This is a genomic window from Deltaproteobacteria bacterium (assembly GCA_013151235.1).
Taxonomy (GTDB): Bacteria; CG2-30-53-67; CG2-30-53-67; order CG2-30-53-67; family CG2-30-53-67; genus JAADIO01.
In genome coordinates this window covers 19,809-35,129 of sequence record JAADIO010000002.1, presented here as the reverse complement: position 1 = coordinate 35,129, position 15,321 = coordinate 19,809, and the positions used below count along the sequence as shown (strand labels likewise).

The 15,321-nt window shown below is 55.5% G+C and carries 9 protein-coding genes and 4 tRNA genes; 1 reads left to right on the top strand and 12 read right to left on the bottom strand.

Annotation, left to right across the window (positions count from 1 at the left end; genetic code table 11):
• Window positions 1–86: 86 nt before the first annotated feature.
• From GXP58_00325 to GXP58_00310, 4 genes are all read right to left on the bottom strand, one after another.
• Window positions 87–1,478: a sigma-54-dependent Fis family transcriptional regulator gene (locus tag GXP58_00325; protein NOY52051.1), complete on the bottom strand. Its 1,392-nt coding sequence runs from the start codon at window positions 1,476–1,478 to the stop codon at window positions 87–89.
• Window positions 1,479–2,113: 635 nt separating this feature from the next.
• Complete coding sequence (locus GXP58_00320; protein ID NOY52050.1) at window positions 2,114–2,290, bottom strand: hypothetical protein; 177 nt, start codon at window positions 2,288–2,290, stop codon at window positions 2,114–2,116.
• Entirely contained in the window at window positions 2,274–3,224 is a 951-nt protein-coding gene (locus GXP58_00315) for an AAA family ATPase (GenBank protein ID NOY52049.1), read from the bottom strand. Before GXP58_00315 ends, GXP58_00320 begins: the two co-directional genes overlap by 17 nt.
• A 96-nt stretch (window positions 3,225–3,320) precedes the next feature.
• Window positions 3,321–4,376 (bottom strand): P-loop NTPase, encoded by a 1,056-nt coding sequence (locus GXP58_00310; GenBank protein ID NOY52048.1) that lies wholly within the window; start codon window positions 4,374–4,376, stop codon window positions 3,321–3,323.
• 142 nt (window positions 4,377–4,518) lie between these two features.
• Between GXP58_00310 and priA the strand changes: the two genes are divergently transcribed.
• Window positions 4,519–6,756 carry a primosomal protein N' gene (gene priA, locus GXP58_00305; GenBank protein ID NOY52047.1) on the top strand — a complete coding sequence of 746 codons (2,238 nt, stop codon included), beginning with the start codon at window positions 4,519–4,521 and terminating at the stop codon, window positions 6,754–6,756.
• Window positions 6,757–6,801: 45 nt separating this feature from the next.
• On the opposite strand, the gene GXP58_00300 is transcribed toward priA, so the two are convergent.
• From GXP58_00300 to glnE, 8 genes are all read right to left on the bottom strand, one after another.
• A tRNA-Asp gene (locus tag GXP58_00300) sits at window positions 6,802–6,878 on the bottom strand.
• A gap of 208 nt (window positions 6,879–7,086) precedes the next feature.
• A tRNA-Val gene (locus tag GXP58_00295) sits at window positions 7,087–7,162 on the bottom strand.
• 98 nt (window positions 7,163–7,260) lie between these two features.
• Window positions 7,261–7,338, bottom strand: a tRNA-Glu gene (locus tag GXP58_00290).
• Between the two features lie 43 nt (window positions 7,339–7,381).
• Window positions 7,382–7,457, bottom strand: a tRNA-Lys gene (locus GXP58_00285).
• Between the two features lie 107 nt (window positions 7,458–7,564).
• On the bottom strand, window positions 7,565–8,860 hold the full coding sequence (locus GXP58_00280; protein ID NOY52046.1) for an adenylosuccinate synthase: 1,296 nt from the start codon (window positions 8,858–8,860) through the stop codon (window positions 7,565–7,567).
• Between the two features lie 129 nt (window positions 8,861–8,989).
• The gene (locus tag GXP58_00275) at window positions 8,990–10,561 is read right to left on the bottom strand and encodes a phosphoglycerate dehydrogenase (GenBank protein ID NOY52045.1); all 1,572 of its coding nucleotides are present in this window, start codon (window positions 10,559–10,561) and stop codon (window positions 8,990–8,992) included.
• A gap of 40 nt (window positions 10,562–10,601) precedes the next feature.
• Window positions 10,602–11,750 carry an alanine--glyoxylate aminotransferase family protein gene (locus GXP58_00270; GenBank protein NOY52044.1) on the bottom strand — a complete coding sequence of 383 codons (1,149 nt, stop codon included), beginning with the start codon at window positions 11,748–11,750 and terminating at the stop codon, window positions 10,602–10,604.
• Window positions 11,751–12,062: 312 nt separating this feature from the next.
• Window positions 12,063–15,224: a bifunctional [glutamate--ammonia ligase]-adenylyl-L-tyrosine phosphorylase/[glutamate--ammonia-ligase] adenylyltransferase gene (gene glnE / locus GXP58_00265; GenBank protein NOY52043.1), complete on the bottom strand. Its 3,162-nt coding sequence runs from the start codon at window positions 15,222–15,224 to the stop codon at window positions 12,063–12,065.
• Window positions 15,225–15,321: the final 97 nt, after the last annotated feature.

Here is a 15,321-nt window from a genome sequence, read left to right as displayed (position 1 = left end):
TGTGCCGAACAGAGAAATTGATACCTCATTCACTTGCGATGGGGTCGTTGATTAATATTGGTGGGATCACTACGCAGGTTGACAAGTCAGCCGGCATGACTGTTGATCATTGGATTCTTTCTCGGCGAAATTCCATATTTCTTCAGCTTCTCATAAAAGTTCGGGCGGGGGATCTTTGCTTCCCGGGCTGCCCGGGAGATCACGCCGTTGTGCCGTTTCAGCATGGTGAGAATATAATCCCGTTCGAATCGCTCCTTGGCCTCTTTGAAGATCAGCATGCTCTCCGCCTTGCCTGCCTGAGCGTCTTCCAATTGTTGGCGAAACTCCCCGGGCACAGAAGTGAGCTTCAATTCGTTCCCCTCGGTTCTTAGAAGCGCCCGTTCTATATAGTTCTCTAATTCCTGCACATTTCCGGGCCAGGAGTGTTGCAGGAAAAAGTGCATCAACCGGGGCGAGACCGCCTCCACATGCTTTCCGAATTCCCGGTTGTATTTCCGGAGAAAATGATTCACCAGAGGAGGGATATCATCGGTCCGGTCCCGCAATGACGGCAGAGAAATGGTGAAAAGATTAATCCGGTAGAACAGGTCCTTCCGAAACCGTCCCGCCTCAACCTCTCTCTTCAAGTCCTTACGGGTCGACGACAGGATGCGGACATTTCCGGGGAAAGATCTCCTTTCTGCCTGGGGTAACATCTCATGATTTTGCAAGGCACGGAGCAGTTTCCCCTGCATGACCGGAGGCATATCTCCGATTTCGTCAAAAAAAAGGGTCCCTCCAGCCGCCGCATTGAAGAGCCTCTCTCCGGTGGTGAGCGTCCCGGAGAAGGCACTGTTTTCATCCCCGAAGAGTTTCGGCAACATCCCGGTAGAGATGTTGCAATTGATGGACAGGAAGGTCTTTCCGGCCCGGTGACTCATTCGGTGCAGCCTGCGGGCGATGAGTCCCTTGCCCGTTCCACTCTCACCCTGGATCAGCACGGTGGCATCGGTGGGGGCTACCTTTTCCACAAGACGCAAAACCTCCTTCATTGGTGAAGAGACCCCGATGATTCGGGTATCTTCCTTCACATGGCGGAGCCGCTGTTTCAACTTCCTGTTTTCATCGACCAGACGTTTGTGGGTCAGAGCATTTTTAATGGTGATCTCAGCGGCGTCCGGGTTGAAGGGCTTCGTCAGATAGTCATAGGCCCCGATCTTGATCGCCTCTACAGCGGTATTCATTGTGGCATGGGTGGTGAGCAGAACCACCGGAAGTCCGGGCTCCTTCTCCCGGATGGAACGCAAGACCTTCATGCCGTCGTTCTCCGGCATACATAAATCGGTAATAACGAGTTGAAACGATTCCTCAACCATGAGGGCTAATCCCGCATTTGCATTTCTCGTCCACCGGACCCGATATCCCGCTTCCGTCAGAAATTTGTGCAACATCTCACACATGGAGGGGTCATTGTCGATGACAAGAATTTTGGCTTCCATGTACATCTCTTCCCGGTTCATTCTCTTTCGCCGACCTGAAGGATCCCGTACGAAGGATATCCGAAAGGAATTAGAATTCGTGGTCCGTCCATCCGCACAACACCATAAATTGAAAACAGCAAATATTGTGCCAATGCGGATGAAATATTTTAACAAGTTGAAATATGATGGCTTCGCAAGAAGTCATTAACAAGCCGAGGGTGGGTAAGCCCCGGCCTGGGGTGGGGGCGGAACCATTTGAATTTACTTAAAATGGCGGGAGAGGATTCTCCTCCCCGGTCTTATAAAAAGGCGGTTTGTGACTTTTTATAAGGTCATAGAATATAAGAAGAATATAAAACATGGAGATACACGGTTCCCTGCTTCTCTGGGGCATTCTTGTTACGGTAATGATGACGGAGGTCGTAAAATGCTACAGAAAAGTAAAAGAGATATAGGAAGGCTTGGAAGAAAGAACAGAGAGCAGGGGCACCGACAAGGGGATGCTTTGCAAACACGCTTGCCATCCCGATAATGTGCGTGGTCCCGTGTCGTCAATGCTGTGGCATAGCATGCCGAGAGGGGCCGCCTGTACGTGCCCGCATACGGACAGCTCACCCCATGGACGAATCGGAGCCTCGTGGATTGCAATAACGTTATTTCTCAGGAGGGATCAAAAGAAGTGCTTCCGGATCTTCCTGGAAATCCGGGGTCACCCCCTTTCCCCGGGACCTCTTTGTCTGCATTTCCTGTGGGTTGAGCTTCCCCTGCCGGAGGTCGGTCTTCTTCCAGTTCCTCCGGACGGAATGCCGTCCGTCATTCGTCAAGGACATTCCGGAGAAGCTCCACATCAACGGTTTTCTTCTTTTGCAGGAAGCCTTCCGCCAGGCAGTTATGACAGACCCTGCTGATGTCCCGAGCCACACCATCGGTCGCCTTCTGTATTTCGGCATAGACCGCTTCATCAAACATCGGTTCCTTGCAGCCGGCGGCAAGAAGGCGATATTTGATGTACTGGGTTGTCTCGTCCGCTTCCATACCGGAGAGACGCACTTTCATATACATCCGGTTCCGGAGGGATTGGTAGGATGGATGGGAAAGACGCCGAAGAAAAAGGTCCTCTGAGAAGAGAAGGCAGGTGGTAAGCTTCTGTTGTGGTGTCTCCAGATTACTGATTGTCCGCAACAGGTGGAGTGCCCCGGAACTGAGGAAATGTGCCTCGTCAATGAGAATGACCAGCCTCCGCTGGTGACTGTAGAGATCAATGATCTGTTCATGAAGCAGGTCGAGGAGATCCTGGGTCTTCGAGGGGAGCTTTTCATTGTATTCTCCCAACTCCCTCAGGATCTCTTTCAATAGGGATGTTTTCGTCATTCCGGGTGAAACGAGTACCAGGGCGGAACGGTACTTTTCCGGATCGAGGTGTTTGAGGAGCATTACGGAGAGGAGAGATTTTCCCGTCCCGCTCTTTCCGTGGACCAGCCCCAATGAAATATTGTCTTCAACCGTCATGGCCATTTTCCTCAGTGCTCTTTCGTGGCCTCGACTGCTGTAAAAGAAGTCGGGATTTACGGCATCACTGAACGGGTGGGATATCAACCCGAAAAAGTTCATCTGATTCATCGGGGCGCGGTTCCAGCTCCCCTCCTCCGCCCGATCCAGGACAATTGGATCGGCAGAGATCAGTTCCGTAAGATCCGCCGTCACACCCTCATCGGGATCCGGTGCCACCGAGACCTCGTTCAGTGCATTGAAAAACTCCGACATGTCTTGTCCTCCTTTGTGTGTGTTGCAACTCTCCGGAAAGAGGTCTTGCCGGGGCCGAAAGCGTTGACGCCGGTCCAGACTCCCCACATGACCCTTCTACACCGCCAATGGGTAGAAAAGATCGTAAAATTTTGATTTGCTCCCCCCCTTCCACTGCTTTTTTTTCCGCACCAATTTTTGTACAACCTTCTCCAGGCAGACGATGGAAGGCGCCAGAGGAGACCATTCTGCAAGAGATCTCCGGCGCTGAATCGCATTCTCCATGGCGGGGTCCTCCAGGATAAAGCCGAGAGCCCCCACTTTCTTCCCGAGGAACTGATCCGAACAGCGGGCAATCTTTTCGTGGACCTGCTCCGCTTCTCTCCGACTGTGTGCCCGGTTGACGAGAAGATTCAGATTTCCCGGGACGTTTTGTCCGGCGGCTACCCGGAGCAGGCCGAATACATCTAGGGTCGCCGCAATATTGGGTGTCGTGACAGCCAACACCTCATCGGCCAGTCCGAGAAAATGGAGGACATTCCGGGAGATGCCGGCGGAAGTATCGATGACCAGAACATCGGTCATCTTACGAAGGCGGATCATCTCGTCCACTAAAAGGTCCCGTTGATCCTGATTCATCTCCGCTAATTGAAAGACCCCCGAAGCCCCCGGAATCAGTTTCAGGCCGAAGGGGCCTTCGGCAAGGATTTCTTCCACCGGTGCCGTTCCCTTCAGAAGATCGATCAAGGTTTTTTGCGGGTTAAGACCGAGGAAGACATGATCGTTCGCCAGTCCGAAGTCGGCATCAAAGAGAACCGTCCGCAGCCCCCGATGTGCCAGCATGACCGAAAGGTTAACGGCAAGAGAGGTTTTCCCAACCCCTCCCTTTCCACTGGCAACGGTGATCACGAAGACCCCTTTGCCCCGCTCCAGACAGAGCTGCCGAAACTCCGCCTTGATCTTCGCTATAGAGAGATCGGGACGATTGAGGAGCCGGTGGATTTTTCCAAAGATCTTCACCTGTTTTTGAGAGTAAAGTGAGGGGAAGGGAGAGAGTTTGGAGAAACCGAAAAAGCCGCCGAATTCCCGTTCCATGAATTGGATGAGGCTTTTTTCCAAACCCAGGGTAGAACAAACTTCTTCAAGAGTATAAAACTCTTTTTTCGACACCATCTTTTCCTGACAGGGAAAATTATGCGGTACGATTCAATGATGGATTGTTCAGATTTGGGTGGCTATTGTACAAAAGTAGAACGGGCCTTGCAAGCAAAAAGTGTATCTTGTTTTCAAAGATTCCCTCTGTTAAAATTCTTCCATGAAAGCCCGGGGAGAAGACATCCGACCCGGCATTGCCAAGGTGGTGGTGCCGGGCGTGCGAAAGATCTTTCACTACACTATTCCCTCTTCCCTGAGGAAATCCGCCCTCCCCGGTATTCGGGTACGGATCTCCCTTGGACGCCGGAAAACCATCGGCTATCTCGTTTCCCGGATTCCGGAAAGCTCTGTTCCGAAACTCAAGGACATCTCCGATGTTCTCGATGAAGCTCCCCTCCTGACGGAAGAGATGCTTCGTCTGACCCGCTGGATTTCCGACTACTATCTGGCCCCCTGGGGTACCGTGATCCGGTGTGTCCTTCCTGCCGGGATCGACACGGTACGGGAGAAAAGAGAAAGGGTTTACCGGATGAATCTCCCTGCCGGAGAGATCCGGAAGCAGCTGCCCCGACTGGAGCGAAAAACCCCGGCCCAGGTTCGGGTCCTGAAGGCATTTCTTGCATCCCCTGGAGAATATACTTCGGCTTTTCTCCGGACCCGGACCGGTACCGGCCCCGATGTTCTGCGACGTCTGGTGAAAAACGGGTTCCTGTGCAGAGAGGAACGAACGGTTCTGCGGGACCCCTTCGCCGGGGAGAAGCCCCAACAGTCCTCCCCTCCGAGACTTACGAAGGAACAGGAAAAGGCCGTCCGGCAGATCAACGGCTCGCTTAAGGAGGGGCTTTTTCAACCTTTTCTCCTCCACGGGGTCACCGGAAGTGGAAAAACGGAAGTCTATCTCCGGGCAATTGAAACCACCCTTGCCCGGGGAAAAGAGGCCATCGTCATCGTCCCGGAGATCGCACTCACTCCGCAACTGGTCCGGATCTTCCGCTCCCGTTTTGCAGACAAGGTCTCCGTACTCCACAGCGGTCTTTCCGAAGGGGAACGGGTCGACCAGTGGCGGCGGATCCGACGGGGCGAGGCCGGCGTCGCCATCGGCGCACGTTCGGCCGTCTTCGCCCCCTTTTCCCACCTCGGCATTATTGTCGTCGACGAGGAACACGACACTACCTACAAGCAGGGGGAGACGCCACGCTATCACGCCCGGGATCTGGCGGTGGTCCGGGGCAAGCAGAATCATGCGACGGTGATCCTGGGGAGCGCCACCCCCTCGGTGGAAAGCTTTCACCATGCCCGGTCGGGGAAATATCGCTTGCTGACCCTGAACCAGAGAATCGATGCACGCCCACTCCCGGAGATCCGCCTGATCGACATGAAGGAGGTTAAAAACGGGGATCCTCTCTCCCCGCAACTGATCGAAGCCCTGCGAGAGGGGCTACAGAAGAAAGAACAGGTTCTCCTCTTTCTGAATCGACGGGGGTTTTCCCCCTTCCTCCTCTGTTCTACCTGCGGCTATGTCCACCGTTGTCCGAACTGCAGCGTCAGTCTCACCTACCACCGCGGGGCAGGGCATCTCACCTGTCACTACTGTGATTACACCACCCCTCTTATTCAATCCTGTCCCGAATGCAAGACCGAGACCCTCGAACTCAAAGGATGCGGCACGGAACGGATTGAAGAAGTGGTGGAGAAGACCTTTCATGATTCCGTTCTTCTCCGCCTCGACCGGGATACCACCCGCCGAAAGGGGGCCGCGCAGAAGATCCTGGACCGATTCCGTTCCCGGGAGGGAGATATTCTCATCGGTACCCAGATGGTCACCAAGGGACATCATCTGCCGGGGATCACCACGGTGGGTGTCCTGAATGCCGATGCCTCTCTGCACCACCCGGATTTCCGCGCCGGGGAACGAACCTTCCAGACCCTGATACAGGTCGCCGGCCGGGCCGGTCGGGGCAAGACGAAGGGCAAGGTCTACCTGCAGAGCTATACGCCGGAGCACTACTCGATCCAAGCCGCCGTGGAACACGACTATACCCGTTTCTATGACGAGGAGATCTCCTTCCGGGAAGCTCTCAACTATCCCCCCTATTCCCGGTTGGTCAATCTCGTTCTGTCCGCAAACTCAGGGAAAAAAGTGGAACATGCCGCAACACAACTTGGAAAGATCCTAAGGAGTCTCGCCCTGCACCATCGGGGAATGGAGATCCTGGGGCCTGCCCAAGCACCCCTCTCGACACTGCGGGGAAAAAAACGGTTTCAATTGCTGATCAAGGGGAAGAGCGTCCGATCTTTGAACCGTCTTGTGGGAGAAGGAATCAAGCGGTTCACCGGCCTCAAAGGGACTTCCGGCATAGATCTGACCGTCGATGTCGATCCGGTTAATTTCCAATAATTATAGTAAGGCATCCGACACCTGGACAAAAAAGAGCAGCTTTTCTGGCGGGGCGGACGAGACTCGAACTCGCGACCTCCGGCGTGACAGGCCGGCATTCTAACCAACTGAACTACCGCCCCCCCAGAAAAGCTGCTCTTTTTTTGTCCGGCGTGACAGGCCGGCATTCTGACCAACTGAAAATGCACCCTCTGTATTTCGCTGTTTTTGTGAAATGCAGAGGAGATGAATGTCTTTCCTTTCATTTCGACGATTTGCGGAAGGAACTTCCGGAAATCGTCAACTACCGCCCCCCCAGAAAAGCTGCTCTCAGGTGTTTTTAAATTTTTATGGTAGGCGGAACAGGGCTCGAACCTGTGACCCTCGGCTTGTAAGGCCGATGCTCTCCCAACTGAGCTACCCGCCCACGATGTTATTGCCGACTCAGCAGGACAGATACAATGACCCTCCCGTTTGCAAACCGGGATGCTCTCCCAACTGAGCTACCCGCCCATAAAGCCATAATGGTGTCCCCAGGGGGATTTGAACCCCCGTCGCCGCCGTGAAAGGGCGGTGTCCTGGGCCAGGCTAGACGATGGGGACCGTCTTGTATGAAAAAGGAATTCTTTCAATTCCCCGTTTGTTCTGGTGAGCCGTGTTGGGCTCGAACCAACGACACCCGCCTTAAAAGGGCGGTGCTCTGCCAACTGAGCTAACGGCCCTTAATCAGGCGGAACAATCCGCCCTGGTCAAGAGTTGAAAACTATACAAAATCCGGAAATGTTTGTCAATAAAAAATGAATTCCGGAAATCTTGCTCTTGTCTTTCTTCAACCCTGCCGGTAGGGATTGTTCATCATGATGGTCTCCTCCCGCTTCGGGCCGGTGGAGACGATGGAGAAGGGAATCTCAATGAGATCCTCCAGTCTCCGGATATACTCCCGGGCCCGGACGGGCAGGTCGGTGATGAATTTTGTGCCGATCGTATTTTTCTTCCATCCGGGGAGTTCTTCGTACACGGGTTTGCACTCCTCCAGAACGGAAAGCTCTGTAGGAAATTCCGTCAGGAGGGAGTTTTTGTATTTGTATCCGGTACAGATGCGGATCGGATCAAAACCGTCCAAAACATCAAGTTTGGTCAGGGCGCCGGAGGTCAACGAGTTGATTCGGACGGAATAACGGACCAGGAGAGCGTCAAACCAGCCGCATCGTCTTGGCCGTCCGGTGGATGCCCCGAATTCCCGACCGACACGCCGGAACTCTTCTCCGGATGTTCCCTCCTGTTCCGTCGGGAAGGGACCGCTGCCGACACGGGTTGTATAGGCCTTGACGATCGCGAGGACATGGTCCACCTCGGTAGGTCCGAAACCGAGTCCCGTACAGGCTCCGCCGGCCGTGGGATTGGAAGAGGTCACAAAGGGATAGGTCCCGTGATCGATGTCGAGATGGGTCCCCTGTGCTCCTTCACACAGGATATTTTCTCCCCGCTTCATCGACTCCCGAAGCCGCAACGAGACATCGTCGGCCCATCCCCGGATCCGCTCGGCGTAGCCCATGTAGTTTTCAAAGATCGGCCCCTCTTCCAGCCCTTTGTCCCCGAATTTCTTTTGGATCAGGAAATTGTAATATTCAAGATTTGTCTTCAGCTTCTCCCGGAAGAGGTCCGGATGGAGCAGATCGGAGACGCGCATGCCGCACCGGGCCATCTTGTCGGTGTAGGCGGGGCCGATCCCCCGTCCGGTGGTCCCGATCCGTGCCGTTCCCAGGGCCTTTTCATTGCCGATCTCCAGTGCCATATGGTAGGGCATGATCAGGTGGGCGTTCTTGCTGACGTGGAAGCGTCCGTCTACGGTGCATCCTTTTTCTTCCAGTTTTTTGACCTCTTCGATCAATGCCGCCGGATTAATGACCACGCCATTTCCAATGGCGCAGGCTTTGTCCGGATGGAGAATCCCCGAAGGGATCAGGTGGAGAATATGTTCCTCGTCGCCGATGACGACGGTGTGTCCGGCATTGTGTCCCCCCTGGAAACGGGCGACCAGCGCCGCATCTTCCGTGAGAAGATCTACGATTTTTCCTTTTCCTTCGTCTCCCCACTGACTGCCGACTACAACTAAGGTTGCCACCAATGACTCCTTTCAGGGTGTCTGACGCACACGACGATTACACTCCTTATTCCATTCTGCCGAGGAACAAGAAGATGTCGCTGATTTCCGATACTTCGGTGCGGATGAAAATTTTGCTCTGTCGGGGGATTACAGGCGTGCAACCCGAACATCGACGACATTGGGCAGGACCGCCAGTTTGTCCAGAAGTTCCGCATCGACGGGGCTGTCAACATTGACGATGGAGATCGCCTTGCCGCCCGGTTCTTCCCGACCAAACTGCATCCGGGCGATGTTGATCTTTGCATCGGCAAGCGCCCGGCCCACACTACCGATCACCCCCGGCTTGTCGTGGTTGCGAAAGATGAGCATCTCTCCTTCGGGGACGGCCTCCAGCGTCATCCCATCGACCATGACGATGCGCGGGTCCCGGTTGTTGAACAGGGTCCCGGAGATGGAGTTCTTCCCATATTTTCCTTCCACGCTAATTGTGATCTTGTTCTTGAAGTTGGGACTTTCATTCGACTTCACTTCGGAGGTCTTGATTCCCCGCTCTTTTGCAAGGTAAGGGGCGCTTACATAATTGACGTCGGCAAAATTGGAGAGAAAACCCTTGAGGATTGCCGTGGTAACCGGTTCGCTGTTCAAATCGGCGGCATCACCGAAGTATTCCATGGTCACCCGGTCGGCCCGCCCGTCGGCGACCTGGCCCAAGAAGGATCCCAGTTTTTCCCCCAGCGAGATGTAGGGCTGGATTTTCTCCATCTCCTCGGGCGAAACGGCAGCCATGTTTCGGGCGTTCTTCGCGACGCCGGTGGTCAGGTATTCAACCATCTGGCTGGCAACCATCACGGCCACGTTGACCTGGGCCTCGCTCGTGGATGCGCCGAGATGCGGGGTCGCGATGACGTTATCGAGGGCAAGAAGCGGATTGTCGACGGGCGGTTCCGTTTCGAATACATCCAGCGCCGCCGCCGTGACCTTCCCGCTTTGCAGCGCCTCGAGCAGATCGGTTTCCTTGATGATCCCTCCCCTGGCGCAGTTGACGAGCCGGACGCCGTCTTTCATCTTCGCGATGGTATCTCGGTTGATCAGGTGTTTCGTCTCCGGTGTCATCGGTGTGTGGACTGTAATGATATCCGATTCGGCATAGATCTCGTCCAGGGAGACGAGGCGTACACCGAGGGAGCGGGCCATCTCCTCCGTCATGTAGGGGTCGTAGCCGACCACCTTCATCTCGAGCCCCCGGGCACGCTTTGCCACGTTTTTCCCGATGTTCCCGAGACCGATGATGCCGAGAGTTTTCCCCATCAGTTCCGTGCCGGTGAATTTCTTCTTCTCCCATTTATTGGCCTTAAGGCTGGCCGTGGCTTGGGGAATATTCCGGCAGAGGGACATGATCATGGCCACGGTATGTTCTGCGGTGGTCACCGTGTTGCCGCCGGGGGTGTTCATAACGACGACCCCCTTTTGGCTGGCGGCCGGGATATCGACGTTATCGAGCCCGGCACCGGCGCGTCCGATGACCTTCAGGCGGGTCGCCTTCTCCAGCAGTTCCGGCGTAATCTTTGTGGCGCTCCGGATGACCAGACCGTCGTATTCCCCGATAATCTTCAGGATCTCATCGGCCGGGGTGGAGGTTCGGGCATCGACCTCAAAACCGGCCTCCTCGAAAATTTTCATACCTTCGGCGGCCAGATTGTCACTGATCAGGATTTTCATTATCCTTTTCCTTTTTGAATTTCATGCATGTTGGAATCGACTATTGCGTTTTCCCGTAAAGGACTTCTTCCGCTGTCCGTACACCGGAACCGAGTTCGAAATCATACCCGAAGGCATGGAGCCCCCGCTCAATGGCCGCGATGGCGGTGATGACGTCCATCGTATCGGCATAGCCGAGATGGGCGACGCGAAAGATCTTTCCCTTGAGTTGTGCCTGGCCTCCGGCTATGGTGACGCCGTATTCTTCACGGAGTTTCTTGTTGAATGCGCCGCCGTCGATCCCGTCCGGAAGATAAGCGCCGGTGACGGCATTGCTCGGGATGCCGGTGGCCAGTAGTTCCAATCCCAATGTTTTCAGCGCTGTCCGGGTTGCGTCCGCCAGTCGGGCATGACGGGCAAAGATGTTCTGCAATCCCTCCGCCCGCATCATCTCCAGAACTTTTTTCAGGCCGATGATCATGGCGACGGGGCTGGTGAAATTCGTCTGTCCCGCCTCGGCCTTGGCGTGCTCCTTTTTCAGGTTGAAGTAGAAGCGAGGACATTTTGCGGTTTCATTGAATCCCCAGGCCTTGTCGCTGACACTGATGAACGCGGTGCCGGGGGGGAGCATGAGGGCCTTCTGTGAACCGGTGATGCAAATATCCACGCCCCAGGCGTCTACAGGGAGGTCCATAACGCCGATGGCCGTAATGGCATCAACGACCAGAATTGTGTCGTCGTGCTTCCGAACGATCTCTCCGATCTCTTTGATCGGATGGACCGAGGCGGAACAGGTTTCGCTTGCCTGAACATAAACGGCCTTAATGGAAGGGTCCCTTTCCAGGGCTTCTTCAATGGCCTCCGGTTTGACCGAGGCGCCCCAAGGGACGTCGATGTTGATGGGAGTAATGCCGTAGGCCTCGCAGATCTCGGCCCAGCGTTCACCGAATTTTCCACCCCGCACACAGATCGCCTTATCACCGGGGGAGAGGAAATTGCTCACGGCGGCGTCCATGCCGCCCGTTCCCGATGCGGTGAGGAGCATTACCGTGTTGTCCGTCTGGAAGAGCCACTTCAACCCCTCAAGAACCTCTTTCATAATCACGGAAAATTCCGGTGAGCGATGGTGAATAATCGGTTCCGACATGGCCGACAGTGCTTCCGGCGGTACGGGTGTCGGCCCGGGGGCCAGGAGATAACGTTTTTTCATGGTAGATCCTTCCTCCGCAAGCTGGCTGAGTATTCGCCGATGCCAAACCGCATGAGACACCGGGTAAAAAGGAGATGAGGCCTGAGCAGTTACTCCAAAACAAAGTTTTGTTGATAGCATAGGGGATATTCAATGTCAAGGCAAAAAAGATGAAAGTTCCTCCGGAAATCTTGCAATTTGGTCTCGTAATCTACCGACAACGTCGCTATATTTCATTGATACCTCCTCCCGGATACGTTATAAAACGAGCTTCCTTCTTCTTTTCAAAAAGGTAGACCTGCAGAATGGCTGTTTTTGGGGGAATTTCTGTTTTCAGGTGAGTCCGGGGGCTTTTTGGTTGCTCAGGATCCGTTCGAAAATCTTCCGTGTCCTTTGTGTCGTGATCTTCAGATCACGGAGAAGGGCCGTGCCCGGGTCTTCTCCACGGACCGGATAGCCCATCCGGAGGGCCAGTGCCCGGTTCATACCGGGATCGGAAGAGAGGGAAGTGATGGGGCGGTCCTGGAGGATGCGGGCTCTCCCCTCAAGGCGCCGGAGAAAGAGATAACCCTTTCTGAGCCCTTGATAATCGGTCTCTCCAATCAGACTCCGGTTCCGGCAGACCTCCAGAACAGAGAGCGGAGGTGCAAATCGGAGTTCCTTTATTGTATGACCATAGCGGAGCGTCAGATACTGAACAAGAAATTCGATATCGATCAATCCGCCGGCCCCGGTCTTGAAATGGATTTCCCGGCGCCGTGAAGTGCTTTTTTCGGCCTCGATCTTTTTTCGCATGGTGCGGACCGATTCGGCCAGATCCGGCAGGGGAGCGGTGTCGAAGAGGGTCGTTTCGATGACGTCGATCAGTGCCCTTCCGCATCGGTTGCCGCCGGCGCAGAAGCGGATACGCGTCAGGGCCTGTCGTTCCCAGGGCATCAGGCTCCGGTGAAAGTAGCCCCGGTACCCCTCCAGCGACTGTACTAGGGGGCCGCTTTCCCCGAGGGGACGAAGACGCAGGTCGATCCGGTAGGCGGCCCCTTCCCCCGTGAGGGTGGAGAGGAGAGAAACGATCCGGCTGGCGAGACGGGTAAAGAAGTCTCGGTTGGTAATTCGTTCGGGTCCTTCCGTCTCCCCTTCGGCAGTGTAGGCGAAGAGGAGATCGAGGTCTCCTCCGTAGATCAGCTCCTGCGAGCCGAGCTTTCCCACCCCGAAGATCGCAAGTTCCGCCGGTTCTCCTCCCTCTGCCCGGGGAGGACCGAAGACCTTCGTCAGTTCCTCGAATGCAAGGGTGTACGCCGCCTCCAGGGAGGCATCGGCGAGGCCACTCAGGGAATGGGCCGTCTGAAGGAGATCCGGTTCGCTCAGGATATCCCGAAGGCCGATCTTTAATTCTTCGAGATGTTTGAACCGCCGGATCAGATCAAGAACCGGACCACCGGGCAAAGAGCGCTTCACCTCTTCCATGATCCTCCGGTAGTAGGAATCCTTCAGGACACACTGCTCCAGGAGGTCGCCCCCGAGGAGGATCTCCATGGCTCCGGGATGACGGATCAGCAGGTTTGAAAGATAGCTGCTGATGCTGAAGAGAGCGATGATTCGGTGCAGGGCTTCGGAATTTTTCCCAAGGATCGCATAGAAGGTTTCCCGTGCCTGGTAGCCCGAGGCAAAGCGCTCCAGGTGGTTTAGGGCCATGTCGGGATCGGGTGAGGTGCCGGCCTCCCGGAGCAGGGCGGGAGCGAGCTGAAGGAAGGCGGCACGACAACGGGAGGAGTTGTGATGATAGGGAGGACCCTCCCGGAGGATCTCAATATTCTTTAACGCCCGCCGGGGATCGGCAAAGCCGAGGTGCGCAAGCTCCCGAGCCGCCTCGTCACCCTCAGCAATCCCCGAGGCAATGGCCGGAAGAGGGGAGATACTTTCCGTTCCTTCCTCCTCTTGCCGAAAGAGTTCTTCAAAGAGGGCTTCCACTCGGGCGGTGTGGGTCGAAAGTTCTTCCATCAGTTCGCGGCCACCGCTCAGACCGCAGCGATATGCCAAACAATCGAGAGCGGCGGGGTCTTTCGGAAGCGTCTGGGTCTGAAGCTGGTGTTCGATTTGCAGTTTGTGTTCCACGTCCCGCAGAAAAAGGTAGGCCTTGGAGAGAACGGCATAATCGTCATAGGTAATGATCTCCTTGTCGCAGAGACGGTGCAGGGCCCGCAGTGAGTTGTGCTCCCGGACCCAGTGGATCTTTCCGCCGAAGAGAAGCTGCAGGGACTGGATCAGAAACTCGATTGACCGGATCCCCCCCGGACCGAGCTTAACGTTGAATTCCCGGGCACGCCCCCGGGCGAGTTTTTGCAGGATCCGTCCCTTCATTTCCCGTATTTCGGCAATAGCCCCGTCGTCGAGATATTTCCGGTAGACGAAGGGGCGCAGAAGCCGGATCATCTTCCGCCCGAGGGCGAGATCGCCGGCGACGGGCCGGCACTTGAGGTGGGCTGCCCGCTCCCAGGTCTGCCCGAAGGATTCGTAATAGAGTTCGTAGCTTCTCAGAGAGGAAGCGACCGGGCCCTGGCCTCCTTCCGGCCGGAGACGGAGATCGACTCGGAAGACAAAACCATCTTCCGTATTCGCCTGGATCATGTCGGTGATCCGTTCACAGAGACGGGCGAAATAGAGATGGTTCTCGATCTTTCCCTGAACCCTCCCCGAGGTGTCGGGAATCCCCGTTGTCTCCCCCTGATCCGATTCGTACAGATAGAGGAGATCGATATCGGAGCTGAAATTCAGTTCCTCCCCCCCGAGTTTCCCCATCCCGAGTATGGCAAAGGGGCATTCCCCCGGGTTGCCGTCCGGGTCGATGATCTGCGGGGTGCCGAACCGTTTTTTAAGGAAACGGTCCGCCACCTGCCGGGCCGCCTCCAGGGAGGCCTCGGCGAGGGCCGTCAACCCTTCCATGGTTTCGGTAATCCCGGCAAAGCCCGTCAGGTCTTTTGCGCCGATCCGGAGGATCTCCCGTTGTTTGACCCGTCGCAGGATCGGATAGGCCTCTTCGATTTGTTCAATTTCGGTGCAGGCCATGAGAATCTCTTCCAACAGCGCCTCACGATCGACGGAACCGCTCCAGATTCGCTCCTGCATCAACCAGGCAAAAAGAGAGGGCTCCTGGATCAGGATCCCGGAAAGGTAAGGGCTGGCGCCGAAGAGGGTGCAAAGGGTATGGAGTGCGGGGCGCCCTTCGGTCAGCAGCGGGAGAACCGTTGCCGGATCGTCGAGGGCGTGGAAAAAACGTTCCAGTTGATTGAGCGCCTGTTCTGAGTCGGCCGTTTCTCCGATGGAGTGCAAGGCCCGCAAAAGAAACCGTTCCGGATCGCAGTGGGGCGCTAAAAGTTTCTGTAAAGAAGCAAGGTTTTTCCGAACCGAAGGGGTCCCCCGCAGGCGAAAAGGAGCGAGAAAGGCCTCGAATCTTTTCCGGGAGGGACCTTCCTGAAGGAAATGTTTGATTGTGCCCATGCCGGCCTGCCGGGTAGAGGGATGGGAAGCGTTGTCCGCCGTCCATCTAATGATACCGGCAGAATATCCGAAATGGCAGTGATTGTCAAAATCGATT

Bases quoted from the DNA above. Each gene is read 5' to 3' on its own strand.
- GXP58_00315 (NOY52049.1), bottom strand. From the start codon at position 3,224: ATGTCGGAGTTTTTCAATGCACTGAACGAGGTCTCGGTGGCACCGGAT.
- GXP58_00325 (NOY52051.1), bottom strand. From the start codon at position 1,478: ATGGAAGCCAAAATTCTTGTCATCGACAATGACCCCTCCATGTGTGAG.
- GXP58_00320 (NOY52050.1), bottom strand. From the start codon at position 2,290: ATGTCCTTGACGAATGACGGACGGCATTCCGTCCGGAGGAACTGGAAG.
- GXP58_00275 (NOY52045.1), bottom strand. From the start codon at position 10,561: ATGAAAATCCTGATCAGTGACAATCTGGCCGCCGAAGGTATGAAAATT.
- priA (NOY52047.1), top strand. From the start codon at position 4,519: ATGAAAGCCCGGGGAGAAGACATCCGACCCGGCATTGCCAAGGTGGTG.
- GXP58_00270 (NOY52044.1), bottom strand. From the start codon at position 11,750: ATGAAAAAACGTTATCTCCTGGCCCCCGGGCCGACACCCGTACCGCCG.
- GXP58_00310 (NOY52048.1), bottom strand. From the start codon at position 4,376: ATGGTGTCGAAAAAAGAGTTTTATACTCTTGAAGAAGTTTGTTCTACC.
- glnE (NOY52043.1), bottom strand. From the start codon at position 15,224: ATGGGCACAATCAAACATTTCCTTCAGGAAGGTCCCTCCCGGAAAAGA.